Source organism: Pseudomonas sp. IPO3747, from assembly GCF_013385245.1.
Lineage (GTDB): Bacteria > Pseudomonadota > Gammaproteobacteria > Pseudomonadales > Pseudomonadaceae > Aquipseudomonas > Aquipseudomonas edaphica.
The window spans coordinates 36,292-50,668 of sequence record NZ_JACAQL010000029.1; the positions used below are offsets into that span (position 1 = coordinate 36,292).

Sequence of the window (14,377 nt, forward strand, 5' to 3'; positions counted from 1 at the left end):
CCATGACTACCTTCCTCGCGTTCTACCAAAACCTCGGCCCGGCCTTGACCCTGCTGGTGATCGGCACCTTCCTGCTGGCCGGCACCGTCAAGGGCGTGATCGGCCTGGGCCTGCCCACTGTGGCCATGGGTATGCTCGGCCTGGCTATGTTACCGGCGCAGGCTGCGGCCTTGCTGATCATTCCATCCACAGTCACCAACCTCTGGCAACTGGCGTTCGGTGGCCACTTGAGCGCCTTGCTCAAGCGCCTGTGGCCAATGCTGCTGCTGATTATTCTCGGCACCGGGCTTGGCACGTTGTGGCTGGGCACGGACGGCGGGCATTGGGTAGTTCGCGCGCTGGGTGGCGCCTTGCTGGTGTATGCGTTAAGTGGCTTGTTTTTGCCGACCTTCAAGGTGAAACCTAAAACCGAGCGCTGGCTTGGCCCGTTGTGCGGTCTGGTCACCGGCCTTATCACTTCGGCGACGGGCGTGTTCGTGATTCCGGCCGTGCCCTATCTGCAAGCCCTGGGTTTGAACCGCGATCAATTGGTGCAGGCGCTGGGGCTGGCGTTCACCGCTTCCACGTTGGCGTTGGCCGCAGCGCTGACCTGGCGTGGCACCCTGGGCGGTGGCGAAGTCAGCGCCTCGCTGTTGGCGCTGATACCCGCGTTGTTGGGGATGTGGCTGGGCCAGGTGTTGCGCCAGCGCATCAGCGCGGTGCTGTTCAAACGGGTGTTTTTCGTCGGCATGGCGCTGTTGGGGGGCCATCTACTGATCAGCGGCTGAGTGGCTGTTCACGGTGTAAGCTGTCGCGAACCGATTGAGAGGACACCCCGTGAAAGCCCGATCCGATGAGCTACAGATCTTCGTCAGCGTGATTGAGTGCGGCTCGATTTCGGCAGCCGCGGAGCAGGTCGGGCAGACGCCGTCGGCCGTCAGCCGCACCTTGTCGCGCCTGGAAGCCAAGCTCGACACCACGCTGATCAACCGCACCACGCGGCGCATGGACCTGACCGAGGAGGGCAAGTACTTTTTCGAGCAGGCCAAGCTGATCCTGGCGCAGATGGACGAGCTGGAAGAGCGCCTGTCGTCGCGCCAGAAGAACCCCGCCGGGCGTCTGCGCATCAATGCGGCCGTGCCGTTCATGCTGCATGGGATCGTGCCGTACATTGCCGAGTTTCGCAGCCTCTACCCGGATATCCAGCTGGAGCTGAACAGTGACGACCTGATCATCGACCTGCTGGAGCAGAGCACCGACATTGCCATCCGCATCGGTGCCCTGGCCGACTCGACCCTGCATGCGCGCTCGTTGGGTTGTACGCCGCTGCATATCCTCGCCAGCCCCGACTACCTCAAGCAGTTCGGCACGCCGAAGACGGTGGCCGAGTTGGTCGACCATACGCTGCTGGGCTTCACCCAGACCGAAACCCTCAACCACTGGCCGCTGCGCCACGTGGAAGGCGACCGCTGGCTGATCCAGCCAAGCATTGCCGCCTCCAGCGGCGAAACCGTGCGCCAACTGGCGCTGGAAGGCCAGGGCATTTGCTGCCTGTCGAACTTCATGACCAACGCCGACATCGATGCCGGGCGCCTGGTACCGGTGCTGGAAGCCTTCAACAGCGGCTATCGCCAGCCGATCCACGCGGTGTTCTACCGTAACTCGCAGTTGGCGCTGCGCATCCAGTGCTTCCTGGACTTCATTCAAACCAAGCTTGCGCGGTATGCCTGCTGATTCGTGACCTGTGCGCAAGATTGAATTGGGCAGCATGGGCTTATTCGGCAGGAATGAGTCCTTGATACTGGGCCTATCACTTACCCAGTCAGGAGCAACCTCCATGAACGTATTCGTCACCGGCGCAGCAGGGTTTATCGGCGGCTCCATCGCCACCGGCCTGGTCAAGGCCGGCCACACTGTCACCGGCCTGGTGCGCAGCGCCGAGCAAGCGGCTGAAATGACCGCCCTGGGCATCACGCCCGTGATCGGCACGCTGGATGACGCCGCCGTGTTGACCGCACAGGCTTCTAAAGCTGATGCGGTGATCAATGCCGCGAGCAGCGACCATCGTGCTGCGGTGGAAACCTTGCTGGCAGCCTTGAAAGGTTCGAACAAGCCGTTCCTGCACACCAGCGGTTCGAGCATTGTTGGCGATGCTTCGGGCGGTAAATCCAGCGATGTCATCTACGTTGAAGACAACCTGCCGGAGCCGACCGTCGACAAGGCCGCGCGCGTGGCCATCGATAACCTGATCCTGGCGGCGGCCAAAGAGGGCGTGAACTCGGCGGTGATCTGCAACACCCTGATCTACGGCCACAGCCTGGGCGTGAAGCGTGACAGCGTGCAATTGCCACGACTGCTCAAGCAAGCGCGCAAAAGTGGTGTGGTGCGCCATGTGGGCACTGGCCAGAACATTTGGTCCAACGTACACATTGAAGACGTGGTGGCCCTGTATCTGCTGGCGCTGACCAAAAACGTTCCGGGCACGTTCTACTTTGTGGAAAGCAGCGAAGCGGCGTTTGTCGACATGACCACCGCAATTGCCCAAGCCCTGAACCTGGGCGAGCCGCAGGATTGGCCATTGGCTGAGGCTGAGGCTGAGTGGGGCTATGAAATGGCCAACTATGGCCTGGGTTCCAACAGCCGGGTGCGTGGCAAACATGCGCGTGAGTTGCTGGGCTGGGCGCCGACGCGCACGTCGGTGGTGGAGTGGATTCGCAACGAGATGGTGTGATGTTCGCTTAGTACCGTGGCGTTGCCATCGCAGGCAAGCCAGCTCCCACACTTGAACGTATTCGCAATTCAAAATGTGGGAGCTGGCTTGCCTGCGATGAAGGCGACTCGGTTCATGTGTTGTTACACATTACTGGCCCCACCGACCGCAATTCCGTACCATCCCCCGCCATATCCCTCGCTACTCCCTGGTACCTCATGAACCTCACCCGTCTGCGCGCCGATGCCCTGGCCGGCCTCACCACGTCTTTCGCACTGCTGCCCGAATGCATCGCCTTTGCCCTGGTGGCTCACCTCAACCCGCTGATGGGCCTCTACGGCGCCTTTATTATCTGCACGCTCACGGCCTTGTTTGGCGGCCGGCCGGGCATGGTCTCGGGCGCGGCGGGTTCGATGGCGGTGGTGATCGTGGCGCTGGTGGTGCAACACGGCGTGGAGTATTTGCTCGCGACGGTGCTGCTGGGTGGTCTGATCATGGTCGCGTTCGGCCTGTTACGGCTGGGCAAACTGGTGCGCATGGTGCCGCATTCGGTGATGCTCGGGTTCGTCAACGGCCTGGCGATCATCATTGCGCTGGCACAGCTGGAGCATTTCAAAAGCGGTGAAACCTGGCTGAGCGGCACGCCGTTGTACGTGATGACCGGGTTGGTGGTGGCAACCATGGCGATTGTTTACCTGCTGCCACGCCTGACCCGCGCCGTGCCGCCCGCGCTGGTGGCGATTTTGGGCGTCGGCCTGGCTGTTTACCTGCTTGGCCTGCCAACCCGCACGTTGGGCGACATGGCCCACATCGCCGGCGGCCTGCCAACCTTCGCGTTGCCGCAAATCCCGTGGACCCTGGAAACCCTCGGCATCATTGCGCCTTACGCGTTCCTGATGGCGATGGTCGGCCTGCTGGAAACCCTGCTGACCCTGAACCTCACCGACGAAATCACCGAAACCCGTGGCTACCCCGACCGCGAAAGCGTGGCCCTGGGCGCGGCGAATATGGTCTCGGGCCTGTTTGGCGGCATGGGCGGTTGCGCGATGATCGGGCAAACCGTGATCAACTTAAGCTCTGGCGGGCGCGGGCGTTTCTCCGGGGTGTTCGCCGGGGTGATGATCCTGTTGTTTATTCTGTTTTTGTCGCCGCTGATTGAGCGTATTCCGCTCGCGGCTTTGGTCGGCGTGATGTTCGTGGTGTCCCAGCAGACCTTTGCCTGGGCGTCGCTGCGGGTGATCAACAAGGTGCCGGTCAACGACGTGTTGGTGATTATTGCGGTAACGGTGATTACCGTGTTCACCGACCTGGCCACCGCCGTGCTCTGCGGCATCGTGATTGCGGCGCTGAACTTCGCCTGGCAACAGGCCCGTGAGTTGTATGCCGATGAGCATCTGGAAGCTGACGGCAGCAAGCTGTATCGCCTGCACGGCACGCTGTTCTTTGCCTCGACCACGCCGTTTTTGAACCAGTTCGACCCGGCCAACGACCCGGCCCAGGTGACGCTCGATTGTCGTCACCTGAGCTTTGTCGACTACTCAGCGATTGCTGCGCTGATGACCCTGCGCGAGCGCTACACCAAGGCCGGCAAGCATTTGCGCGTGCTGCATTTGTCGGAGCGCTGCAAGAAGCTGCTCAAGCGCGCCCGCGTGCATCACGACTGATTACAGCGGCAGCATATTTTCCAGTTCCTGGGCGCGGGTGCGGGTCATGTCCAGCATGCAGCCGATGCCATTGACCTGATCGATGGTGCCACCAGTCGCTGAGCCGATGAAGCCGCAGTTGGCGTCCCGGTACTTGATCCACAGGCGCTGTACGTCCTGCAGTTGCTGCTTCTGTTTGCCTTCCTGAAGCGCAAGGACGTCTTTGTACGCCTTGTTCAGGCGCGCGTCCTGGATCTTGGCTTCGGTGGCGTTGCAGCTGACCATGTCCGCCGTGGTGTTGGCGCCATCCAGGCATTTTTTCAACGCCGGGCTGTCATCGGCCCAAGCGCTGCCGCAAAAGGCCAGCAGCAGTGCGCTGGCGGCGAAAGGAACAAGCAGGGTCTTGCGCTTCATTGTTGGTTTTCCTGGTTGTGGGTAGGCCTGTCATCTGAGACTCGGCCCTGGCAACTGAGTTTCCGCACGCAAAAAACTTCATGTAAGAACACCCCCCGGATTTTCATCGGCTGGCGTTGGGCATGTCCCAAAGCGACAGCGCTTATCTGTGGGCGAAAATTACTTTCATAAAAATTGAAAATTACACCCGGTAATGATTTATGAGTTTCACAACCAATTCGACGTGACCCTTTCCAAGGAGTACCGCATGGCCGCACCACTGGGCTTTGGGCTGTTGGCATACGCTGCCATCGCCATCATTGCATTGATCGTGCTGATTGCACGCTACCGACTCAACCCGTTTATCGTCATCACGTTGGTGTCTATCGGCCTGGCCTTGATGGCCGGCATGCCGGCCGACACGATCATGGGCTCGTACGAGGCGGGCGTCGGCAAGACCCTTGGGCATATCGCCCTGGTGGTGGCGTTGGGCACCATGCTTGGCAAGATGATGGCCGAATCCGGCGGTGCCGAGCAGGTGGCGCGCACGCTGATCAACCGTTTCGGCGAGCGCAACGCGCATTGGGCGATGGTGTGTATTGCGTTTCTGGTGGGGCTGCCGCTGTTTTTCGAGGTCGGTTTTGTGTTGCTGGTGCCGATCGCCTTTACCGTGGCGCGGCGTGTGGGCGTGTCGATCCTGATGGTCGGCTTGCCGATGGTCGCCGGTCTGTCGGTGGTACACGCGCTGGTGCCGCCACACCCGGCGGCGATGATGGCGGTGCTGGCCTATAACGCGTCGGTGGGGCAGACCGTGCTGTACGCGATTCTGATCGGCATTCCCACGGCGATCATCGCCGGCCCCGTGTATGCCAAGTTCATCGTGCCGCGCATCCACTTGCCGGCGGAAAACCCGTTGGAACGCCAGTTTATCGAGCGCGAGCCGCGTACACGTTTGCCAAGTTTCGCCCTGACCATGGGCACCATCTTGCTTCCGGTGGTGCTGATGATGATCGGCGGTTGGGCCAACGTGATTTCCACTCCGGGCACTGGTTTCAATCAATTCCTGCTGTTTATCGGCAACTCGGTGATTGCGCTGCTGGTCGCCACGCTGGTGAGCTTCTGGACCTTGGGCCTGGCCCAGGGCTTCAACCGCGAATCGATCCTCAAGTTCACCAATGAATGCCTGGCGCCGACCGCCAGCATCACCTTGCTGGTGGGCGCAGGCGGCGGTTTGAACCGCATCCTGGTGGACGCGGGCGTGACCAATGAGATTCTTGGTCTGGCGCATGCCTTCCACCTGTCGCCGCTGGTGATGGGCTGGTTGTTTGCCGCATTGATGCGCATCGCTACCGGCTCGGCCACCGTGGCCATGACCACGGCCTCCGGTGTGGTCGCGCCCGTCGCCATGGGCCTGGGTTATCCACACCCTGAATTGTTGGTGCTGGCGACCGGTGCGGGTTCGGTGATCTTTTCCCACGTCAACGACGGCGGCTTCTGGCTGATCAAGGAATACTTCAATATGACGGTGATCCAGACCTTCAAGACCTGGACCGTGCTGGAGACTTTGATTTCGGTGGTTGCATTCGGTCTCACCTATGGCCTGTCTCTTGTTTTATAAGCCTCATTTTGTAAGCCGGAGCCGCCATGGACATCCTCTACCAGATCCGCGCCCGTCAGGATTCGTTCAGCGCCGGTGAAGGCCGTATCGCCAAGCTGATGCTCGATGACGTGGGCTTTGCCGCGTCGGCCAGCTTGGAAGCGTTGTCGCAACGGGCCGAGGTCAGCACGGCAACTTTGTCGCGTTTTGCTCGCAGTGTCGGTTGCCGCGATTTACGTGATTTGCGCCTGCAATTGGCCCAGGCCAGTGGCGTGGGCAGTCGTTTTCTGGACCCGGCCGGGTTGCCGGAGCAGTCGGCCTTTCACCGGCAGATTCTGGGGGATATCGAAGCGACGTTGCGTCAGCACCTGTCGGGGTTTAACCAGGCCAGTTTTGTTGATGCGGTCGGCCTGTTGGGCAAGGCGCGGATGATTCACGCGTTTGGCATGGGCGGCCCATCGAGCCTGTGCAGCGACGAATTGCGGGTACGCCTGGTGCGCCTGGGCTACCCGATTGCCGCCAGCCACGACCCGGTGATGATGCGGGTCACGGCGGCCACTTTAGGCCCGGAGCAGGCGCTGATCGTGTGCTCGCTCACCGGGCTGACGCCAGAACTGTTGGACGTCGTGAAGCTTGCGCGTAGCTACGATGCCCCCATCATCGCCATCACCCTGGCCGACTCTCCCCTGGCCGAATTGGCGGATGTATTACTGCCGCTGCAACCGGCCGAAACCAGTTTTATCTACAAGCCCACCGCGGCGCGCTACGGCATGCTGTTGGCCATCGACCTGCTCGCCACCGAACTGGCGCTGGCCCTGCCGGACGACAACCAGGAACGCCTGCGCCGGATCAAGCTGGCCCTCGACGATTATCGCGGCGGCCCCGACAGCCTGCCGCTTGGAGACTGATATGAAGTACGACACGTTGATCCGCCAGGCGCTGATCATTGATGGCAGCAACACGCCGGGCTATGTCGCCGATGTGGGGCTGCGCGCCGGGCGCATCGAGACGATCGGCGACTTGTCGAGCGCAACCGGCGAGCATGAAGTCGACGCCAGTGGCCGCGTGTTGGCGCCGGGTTTTATCGACGTGCACACCCACGATGACACGGTGGTGATCCGCCACCCGCAGATGCTGCCCAAGCTCAGCCAGGGCGTGACCACAGTGATTGTCGGCAACTGCGGCATCAGCGCATCGCCGGTGAGTTTACGTAGCGACCCACCGGACCCGATGAACCTGCTGGGGGCGCGTGAGGCATTCGCTTATCCACGTTTTGCCGACTATCGTGCTGCCGTGGAAAGTGCTCATCCGGCAGTCAACGTTGCCGCTTTGATCGGCCACACCGCCTTGCGCAGCAACCATATGGACGACCTGCACCGCACCGCCACGCCCAGTGAAATTGCCGCCATGCGTGTGCAGTTGCAGGAGAGTCTGCAGGCGGGTGCCCTCGGTTTATCCACAGGCCTGGCCTACGCCAGCGCGTTCAATGCCGAGACCGATGAAGTGCTGCAGCTCAGTGAAGAACTCACGGCGTTTGGTGCGGTGTACACCACGCATTTGCGCAGCGAATTCGAACCGGTACTGGAGGCGATGGACGAGGCGTTTGTGATTGGCCGACATGCGCAGGCACCGGTGATCATTTCCCACCTCAAGTGCGCCGGTGCGGGCAATTGGGGGCGCAGTCCGCAACTGTTGGCATCGTTGGAATTGGCAGCGCAAACCCATCCGGTCGGGTGTGATTGCTATCCCTATGCCGCCAGCTCGTCGACGCTGGATTTGAAGCAGGTCACCGACGCGTTTCGTATCACTATTACCTGGTCAACACCGCACCCGGAGGTCGGCGGGCGCGACTTGCAGGACATCGCGGCGCAGTGGGAGGTTTCGCTGATGGATGCGGCACGTCGCCTGCAACCGGCAGGGGCCGTGTACTACGGGATGGATGAGGCGGATGTACGGCGTATTCTTGCGCATCCGTTGTCGATGGTGGGTTCGGATGGTTTGCCGGAAGACCCGTTTCCCCATCCACGTTTGTGGGGCGCATTTCCACGGGTGCTGGGGCACTTCAGCCGGGATGTGGGGTTGTTTCCACTGCACACGGCGGTGCACAAGATGACCGGGTTGTCGGCGGCGCGTTTTGGGCTGGCCGAGCGTGGAGAAATTCGTGAAGGGCACTGGGCCGACCTGGTGTTGTTCGACCCGTTGCGCGTGCGTGATGTGGCGGATTTCAAAGAACCGCAACGCGCTGCCGAGGGGATTGATGGCGTGTGGGTCAATGGCGTGCTGAGCTATAGCGATGGGCAGGCCAATGGGCAACGGCCGGGGCTGTTCCTCGCGCGCAATGGGGATTTGCGTGGCGGGTTTTCGTCCCTATAGTGGGCGCATTCATACACGGAGCAGTTGCCATGCACTTAGGAAAAGTCACCCCGATTTTGCGGATCTTCGACGAGGCCAAGGCGTTGGAGTTCTACGTCGACTTCCTGGGGTTCAAGGTTGACTGGCAGCACCGTTTCGAGGCGAATTTCCCGTTGTATCTGCAAGTGTCGCTGGGCGAGTGCGTGCTGCATTTGTCCGAGCACCATGGCGATGCTTCGCCGGGCTCGGCGGTGCGGATTCAGGCGCAAGGCGTGGACGGCTACCAGCAGCAGTTGCTGGCCAAGGACTACCGGTATGCCAAGCCTGGGGTTGAAGAAACGCCTTGGGGCTCGCGGGAGATGAGCATCAAGGACCCGTTTGGGAATCGACTGGTGTTTGTTGAGGAAGGCGAGGGCTGAGAGCCAAGGGACTCAAGGCAAGCCGAGTATGTCCAAGTTTGCCTGTGGCGAGGGAGCTTGCTCCCGTTGGGCTGCGCAGCAGCCCCAAGGCATTCACTGCGCTCCGGATGTCAAATCTCGATCAACTTCAGTAGGGGCCGCTGCGCGACCCAGCGGGAGCAAGCTCCCTCGCCACAGAGTTTGTGCGTAGTCAGCGTTGGGTTTTTACACCCGGAAATGACTGACCATCTGCTGCAACTGGCTGCCCAAACGCGCCAGTTCCACGCTCGATTTAGCCGTCTCATCGCTCGCAGTAGCCGTTTGCTCCGACACATCGCGCACGTTCACAATGCTGCGGCTGATCTCTTCAGCCACGGCGCTCTGCTGCTCGGCGGCCGCTGCAATCTGCTGGTTCATCGACTGGATATTCGACACGGTACTCGTGATGTTCTCCAGCGACACACCGGCCTTGCGCGTCAGCTCGACGCTGCTGTCGGTAAGGCTGCGGCTGTTGTTCATCACCGTGGCCACTTGCTGGGTGCCGTTTTGCAAACCGGCGACCAGGCCTTCGATTTCTTCGGTGGATTTTTGTGTGCGCTGGGCCAGGCCCCGCACTTCGTCGGCCACCACGGCAAAGCCACGACCGGCTTCACCGGCACGCGCCGCTTCAATCGCCGCGTTGAGCGCCAACAGGTTGGTCTGCTCGGCCACGGCCTTGATCACGTCCATCACGCTGCCGATCTTGTTGCTCTCTTGTTGCAGGTGCGTCATTGCGTCAGTGGAGCGCGCCACTTCGGCGGCCAGGCGCTCGATCTGGGCGATGGCCTCGGCCACCACTTTGTCGCCGGCGCGGGCTTGGCCATCGGCATCGGCGGCGGCCAGGGACGCTTGCTCGGCGTTGCGCGCGACTTCCTGCACGGTGGCGGTCATCTCATGCATCGCGGTGGCGACTTGATCGGTTTCGATTTTCTGGCTGTTCACGCCGGCACTGGTCTGCTCGGTCACGGCCGAGAGTTCTTCGGCGGCGCTGGCGATCTGGGTTACGCCGTCACGAATGCCGCTGATCAGCTCGCGCAGGGTGGTGCCCATGCGCTGGATACCTTGCTGCAATACGCCGAGTTCATCGCGGCGGGTCACCTGGATGTTGTGGCTCAGGTCACCGGAAGCGATGCGTTCCACCACGGCCAGGGTGTCCTGGATCGGGCGAGTGATCTGGCGGGTAATGACCAGCGCCGCGATGATGCCGACCAGCAACGCCAGCAAGGTGCTGATCAATTGCAGGCTGCGGGCCTGAGTGCTTTCGGCGTCGCGGCGATCGAGCTGGATGTCGTACAGCTTGTCGCTGATGGTGACGATGTCGGCGCCCTGGGTGGTCATTTCGGCACGGGCGCTGACGATGTTGGCGTTGGCGGCCTTGTAGCTCTGTACGGCGCTGCGATAGGCACCGAGTGCGGTTTCCAGCGACGTCAGTGCGCTTTGTTGGCTGGTGCCAAACGCGGCGCTGAGGCTTTTCAAACCGGCGATGGCTTTTTCGATTTGTGCAGCGGCGCGGGCTTCGGTTTCTGCGCTGGGGGAGTTGGTGTAGCCGCGCACTTCATAGCGCGCCAGGTGGAACTCTTCCTTGGCGTGCGTCACGGCCTGGTACTGGGTGAAGCGTTCCGGGCTGTCGGGCGCTTGCTGCACGCCGGTCTCCAGTGCGTCGATCTGCCCGTTGGCGATATCGGCCTTGTCGCCCATCACTTGGCGCGCGGCATTGCCGTTACGGTAGGCCTCACGCATTTTGTTCAGCGACTGCTGGTAAGCCGTGATGACGGCTTTCTGGTCGGTGAGCAGCTTGAGGTTTTCCGGGCTCTTGAAGCTGTCCAGCAGTTTCTGTTGCTGGGCGGCGAAGGCGTCGAGGCTGGTCTGGACGTTCTGTGCCACGGCTTCGTCGCCATTGGCGAGCATGTATTGCAGGCGCACGATGCGCAGCTTGGTCAGCGACGCGTTGAGCTGGGTGATGTCGCTCATCCAGTTGCTACGGTCAATCAAGCCGCCCAGGCTGGTCCAGCCGGTCAGGGCGAGGATCGAGGTGAGGACCAGCACCAGGCCAAAGCCCAGGCCGAGTTTGAGGTTGACGCTGATGTTGCCGAACCAGCTATTCATCGAATGCTCCGCAAGAATGATGTGTGTCTGCTGGACGGTGTTGTTGTTTGAGCCAGCCAAAGTTTGTACGGGGGTATCGGCGGCAGGCGATGATTCTGAAATACATTTCTTACGGGTGCGACGAAGGGTCGCTGTTGCAAGGTTGGATCCTCTGAAGGTGGCAGCCAGGGGGCTGATCAGAGGCGGGTCTTGTGTGCTAGTCTGCGGGCCCTTTTAGTTTTGGGTGGCGCGGGAAACCGTGCTGTCCTACAGCGGAGCCTCTTCATGTCCGAAGTTAATCTGTCCACCGACGAAACCCGCGTCAGCTACGGTATCGGCCGTCAGTTGGGCGACCAACTGCGCGACAACCCGCCACCGGGCGTGAGCATCGACGCCATCCTGGCCGGCCTGACCGACGCGTTCGACGGCAAAGCAAGCCGCGTTGACCAAGAGCAAATGGCGGCGAGCTTCAAAGTGATCCGTGAAATCATGCAAGCCGAAGCGGCTGCCAAGGCAGAAGCAGCTGCTGGCGCTGGCCTGGCGTTCCTGGCTGAAAACGCCAAGCGTGATGGCATCACCACCCTGGCTTCCGGCCTGCAATTTGAAGTGCTGACTGCAGGTGACGGCGCCAAGCCGACCCGTGAAGACCAAGTGCGTACTCACTACCACGGCACCCTGATCGACGGCACTGTGTTCGACAGCTCCTACGAGCGCGGCCAGCCTGCAGAATTCCCGGTTGGCGGCGTGATCGCCGGCTGGACCGAAGCCCTGCAACTGATGAATGCCGGCAGCAAATGGCGTCTGTACGTGCCGAGCGAACTGGCTTACGGCGCTCAAGGCGTTGGCAGCATTCCGCCGCACAGCGTTCTGGTGTTCGACGTTGAGTTGCTCGACGTTCTGTAAGACCTGTTGATGGTTGCGCCGGGTCCTATGTGGGAGCCGGGATTGATGTGGCGAGCAAGCTTGCTTGCGCTGGGGTGCGAAGCGCCCCTAAAGGCCTGCGACTGCTGCGCAGCCGAGCGGGAGCAAGCTCCCTCGCCACAACAAATCCAGCTCCCACATAGAGCCGGTGCATTCAGGTTTTGCGCGGTGGTTCATGGATGGAACTTGCCATTGAGCTCTGTCGCCGGGCGCAACGCTCGGGCATAGCAGAACAGAAACAGATTACGCACCACCTCCTTCAGCACCCCAGGCTCACTGGAACTCAGGCCGTTGACGTCCAGGTCGCCTTGATCCTGCAGTTCATTCAGCGCTTCTTCTTCCAACACCGCACAGACTTCGCCGGTTTCCCGATGCAGGATCCGCAGGTATGGGTGTGGGCGGTCCAGCCAGGCATCTATCAAATAAGTCATGGTCGTTCTCCTTGATGAGTTTCAATGAGAATAATTCTTATTCGTGGAATAGCAAGTGCCTATTGGCGGTTTCCTGGTTTTTCTGTGTGGATGTTGAGGCAGGTCAGCGCAGAGGGCAAAACGCCATCCCGCGGCTGGCGCGGGATGGATGCAGCAGGTTCAGACTTTGCGCACGAACTCGGACTTGAGTTTCATCGGGCCGATACCGTCGATCTTGCAATCGATATCGTGATCGCCGTCGCACAGGCGGATGTTCTTGACCTTGGTGCCGACCTTGACCACCAGGGACGTGCCCTTGACCTTGAGGTCCTTGATCACGGTGATGGTGTCGCCGTCTTGCAGGACATTGCCCACAGAGTCTTTCTTCACGGTTTCGTCGCCCGCCACTTCGGCCTCGCCATTGGCGGACCACTCATGGGCGCATTCCGGGCAGATCAGCTGGGCGCCGTCTTCGTAGGTGTACTCGGAATTGCATTTCGGGCAGGGTGGCAACGTGCTCACTAAAGCTCCTTGAAAGTCAGGATGGCTAAAAGTCGCACATTATATAGGGTTTATTGCAGGTTGGGGTGGGCGCCTCGGAACCTTGTGGGAGCCGGGCTTTCCCGCGATGCAGGCACCGTGGTGTGTCAGCTATACCGAGGTGATGCTATCGCAGGCAAGCCAGCTCCCACACAAGCCAGCTCCCACACAAGCCTGCGCTCGCAGATATTGCTCAGTGCGTGCGGGCTACCGCAAACTCACTCAGCTCAACCAGGGCATCCCGGTACTCGCTGGGTGGCAGGGCTTCCAGGCACTGGATGGCACGGGCCGCATAGTCACGCGCCAACTGCGCGGTGTACTCCAGGGAACCCGAGGCTTCTACCGCTGCACGGATAGCTTCGAGGTCTTCAATCCCGCCTTTCTGGATCGCCTTGCGCACCAGAGCGGCCTGTTCCGGCGTGCCTTCGCGCATGGTGTAGATCAACGGCAAGGTCGGCTTGCCCTCGGCCAGGTCGTCACCGACGTTCTTGCCCAGGGTTTCGGCGTCGCCACGGTAGTCGAGCAGGTCGTCCACCAGTTGGAACGCCACGCCCAGGTGATCACCAAAGGTGCGCAGGGCTTCGGCCTGTTCGGTCGTTGCGCCACACAGGACGGCGGCGCTGTGGGTCGAGGCTTCGAAGAGCATCGCGGTTTTGCCGCGAATCACTTCCATGTAGGTTTCTTCAGTGGTGCTGGCGTCGCGGACCTTGGACAGCTGCAGTACTTCGCCTTCGGCGATGATGCGCGTGGCTTGTGAAAGAATCTTCATCACCGGCATCGAGCCCAGTTCGACCATCATTTCGAACGAGCGCGAATACAGGAAGTCGCCCACCAATACGCTGGGGGCATTGCCCCACATTGCATTGGCCGTCTCGCGGCCACGGCGCATGCCGGACATGTCGACCACGTCGTCATGCAGCAGGGTGGCGGTGTGCAGGAATTCGATGGTCGCGGCCAGCAGGCGCAGGTCATCGCCTTCGCGGCCCAGAGCCTTGCCACACAGCAACACTAATAAAGGTCGCAGGCGTTTACCGCCCGCCGACGTAATGTAGTCGCCAATTTTGGAGACCAGCGGCACTTTAGACGTGAGCTGCTGCTTGATGATGCCGTCGACGGCGCTAAAATCGTCCGCGACCGCGCGGTAGAAAGCTTGGGGTTGCATCAGCGACAGTCGCTCCAGAAGGGTTGCGCGGCATGCTAGGACCCTGACCCGGCAGTGTCAAGGCGCGATAGACGGCCCCTTGCATCACCCATTTACCTTGCGTACAATCGCGCACCCTGAACTTCCTGGGCAGCACCTGCCTTACGCA

General features: G+C 61.2%; 14 protein-coding genes and 1 pseudogene. 9 read left to right on the plus strand and 6 right to left on the minus strand.

Going from position 1 to position 14,377, the window contains the following annotated elements; all coding sequences use genetic code 11:
• The first annotated feature begins 2 nt into the window (after positions 1–2).
• From HX790_RS27805 to HX790_RS27820, 4 genes are all read left to right on the plus strand, one after another.
• The gene (locus HX790_RS27805) at positions 3–767 is read left to right on the plus strand and encodes a sulfite exporter TauE/SafE family protein (protein ID WP_170040493.1); all 765 of its coding nucleotides are present in this window, start codon (positions 3–5) and stop codon (positions 765–767) included.
• 49 nt (positions 768–816) lie between these two features.
• Positions 817–1,713, plus strand: a complete 897-nt coding sequence (locus HX790_RS27810) for a LysR family transcriptional regulator (protein ID WP_017137953.1) — start codon at positions 817–819, stop codon at positions 1,711–1,713.
• Between the two features lie 103 nt (positions 1,714–1,816).
• Positions 1,817–2,710: an NAD-dependent epimerase/dehydratase family protein gene (locus HX790_RS27815; RefSeq protein WP_017137952.1), complete on the plus strand. Its 894-nt coding sequence runs from the start codon at positions 1,817–1,819 to the stop codon at positions 2,708–2,710.
• Positions 2,711–2,907: 197 nt separating this feature from the next.
• Entirely contained in the window at positions 2,908–4,353 is a 1,446-nt protein-coding gene (locus tag HX790_RS27820; protein ID WP_176992540.1) for a SulP family inorganic anion transporter, read from the plus strand.
• On the opposite strand, the gene HX790_RS27825 is transcribed toward HX790_RS27820, so the two are convergent.
• Entirely contained in the window at positions 4,354–4,746 is a 393-nt protein-coding gene (locus HX790_RS27825; protein WP_099549435.1) for a lysozyme inhibitor LprI family protein, read from the minus strand.
• Between the two features lie 247 nt (positions 4,747–4,993).
• On the opposite strand from HX790_RS27825, the gene HX790_RS27830 reads away from it, so the two are divergent.
• The 4 genes from HX790_RS27830 to HX790_RS27845 are packed head-to-tail and all read left to right on the plus strand — an operon-like array spanning position 4,994 to position 9,093.
• Positions 4,994–6,343, plus strand: a complete 1,350-nt coding sequence (locus tag HX790_RS27830; RefSeq protein WP_225933009.1) for a gluconate:H+ symporter — start codon at positions 4,994–4,996, stop codon at positions 6,341–6,343.
• 26 nt (positions 6,344–6,369) lie between these two features.
• Positions 6,370–7,230, plus strand: a complete 861-nt coding sequence (locus tag HX790_RS27835; RefSeq protein ID WP_176992541.1) for a MurR/RpiR family transcriptional regulator — start codon at positions 6,370–6,372, stop codon at positions 7,228–7,230.
• Position 7,231: 1 nt separating this feature from the next.
• Positions 7,232–8,695: an amidohydrolase family protein gene (locus tag HX790_RS27840; protein WP_099549437.1), complete on the plus strand. Its 1,464-nt coding sequence runs from the start codon at positions 7,232–7,234 to the stop codon at positions 8,693–8,695.
• A 29-nt stretch (positions 8,696–8,724) separates the two neighbouring features.
• Entirely contained in the window at positions 8,725–9,093 is a 369-nt protein-coding gene (locus HX790_RS27845; RefSeq protein WP_017137946.1) for a glyoxalase superfamily protein, read from the plus strand.
• Positions 9,094–9,297: 204 nt separating this feature from the next.
• Here the strand turns inward: HX790_RS27845 and HX790_RS29970 are convergent, their stop codons facing one another.
• On the minus strand, positions 9,298–10,161 hold the full coding sequence (locus HX790_RS29970; RefSeq protein WP_370589446.1) for a methyl-accepting chemotaxis protein: 864 nt from the start codon (positions 10,159–10,161) through the stop codon (positions 9,298–9,300).
• 39 nt (positions 10,162–10,200) lie between these two features.
• Positions 10,201–11,217: pseudogene (locus HX790_RS29975) on the minus strand (methyl-accepting chemotaxis protein); the annotation flags it as partial.
• A gap of 264 nt (positions 11,218–11,481) precedes the next feature.
• On the opposite strand from HX790_RS29975, the gene HX790_RS27855 reads away from it, so the two are divergent.
• A complete protein-coding gene (locus HX790_RS27855; protein ID WP_017137944.1) occupies positions 11,482–12,099 on the plus strand; it encodes an FKBP-type peptidyl-prolyl cis-trans isomerase in 618 nt (205 codons plus the stop codon).
• A 191-nt stretch (positions 12,100–12,290) separates the two neighbouring features.
• Here the strand turns inward: HX790_RS27855 and HX790_RS27860 are convergent, their stop codons facing one another.
• The 3 genes from HX790_RS27860 to HX790_RS27870 form a co-directional block, all read right to left on the minus strand.
• Complete coding sequence (locus HX790_RS27860; protein WP_003194088.1) at positions 12,291–12,548, minus strand: hypothetical protein; 258 nt, start codon at positions 12,546–12,548, stop codon at positions 12,291–12,293.
• A gap of 159 nt (positions 12,549–12,707) precedes the next feature.
• On the minus strand, positions 12,708–13,049 hold the full coding sequence (locus tag HX790_RS27865) for a zinc ribbon domain-containing protein YjdM (RefSeq protein ID WP_003230858.1): 342 nt from the start codon (positions 13,047–13,049) through the stop codon (positions 12,708–12,710).
• 211 nt (positions 13,050–13,260) lie between these two features.
• On the minus strand, positions 13,261–14,229 hold the full coding sequence (locus HX790_RS27870) for a polyprenyl synthetase family protein (protein WP_099549439.1): 969 nt from the start codon (positions 14,227–14,229) through the stop codon (positions 13,261–13,263).
• Positions 14,230–14,377: the final 148 nt, after the last annotated feature.

Coding starts and splice junctions, on each gene's coding strand:
- HX790_RS27870 (WP_099549439.1), bottom strand. CDS start 14,229: ATGCAACCCCAAGCTTTCTACCGCGCGGTCGCGGACGATTTTAGCGCC.
- HX790_RS27820 (WP_176992540.1), top strand. CDS start 2,908: ATGAACCTCACCCGTCTGCGCGCCGATGCCCTGGCCGGCCTCACCACG.
- HX790_RS27825 (WP_099549435.1), bottom strand. CDS start 4,746: ATGAAGCGCAAGACCCTGCTTGTTCCTTTCGCCGCCAGCGCACTGCTG.
- HX790_RS27860 (WP_003194088.1), bottom strand. CDS start 12,548: ATGACTTATTTGATAGATGCCTGGCTGGACCGCCCACACCCATACCTG.
- HX790_RS27830 (WP_225933009.1), top strand. CDS start 4,994: ATGGCCGCACCACTGGGCTTTGGGCTGTTGGCATACGCTGCCATCGCC.
- HX790_RS27855 (WP_017137944.1), top strand. CDS start 11,482: ATGTCCGAAGTTAATCTGTCCACCGACGAAACCCGCGTCAGCTACGGT.
- HX790_RS29970 (WP_370589446.1), bottom strand. CDS start 10,161: ATGGGCACCACCCTGCGCGAGCTGATCAGCGGCATTCGTGACGGCGTA.
- HX790_RS27805 (WP_170040493.1), top strand. CDS start 3: ATGACTACCTTCCTCGCGTTCTACCAAAACCTCGGCCCGGCCTTGACC.
- HX790_RS27845 (WP_017137946.1), top strand. CDS start 8,725: ATGCACTTAGGAAAAGTCACCCCGATTTTGCGGATCTTCGACGAGGCC.
- HX790_RS27835 (WP_176992541.1), top strand. CDS start 6,370: ATGGACATCCTCTACCAGATCCGCGCCCGTCAGGATTCGTTCAGCGCC.
- HX790_RS27840 (WP_099549437.1), top strand. CDS start 7,232: ATGAAGTACGACACGTTGATCCGCCAGGCGCTGATCATTGATGGCAGC.
- HX790_RS27815 (WP_017137952.1), top strand. CDS start 1,817: ATGAACGTATTCGTCACCGGCGCAGCAGGGTTTATCGGCGGCTCCATC.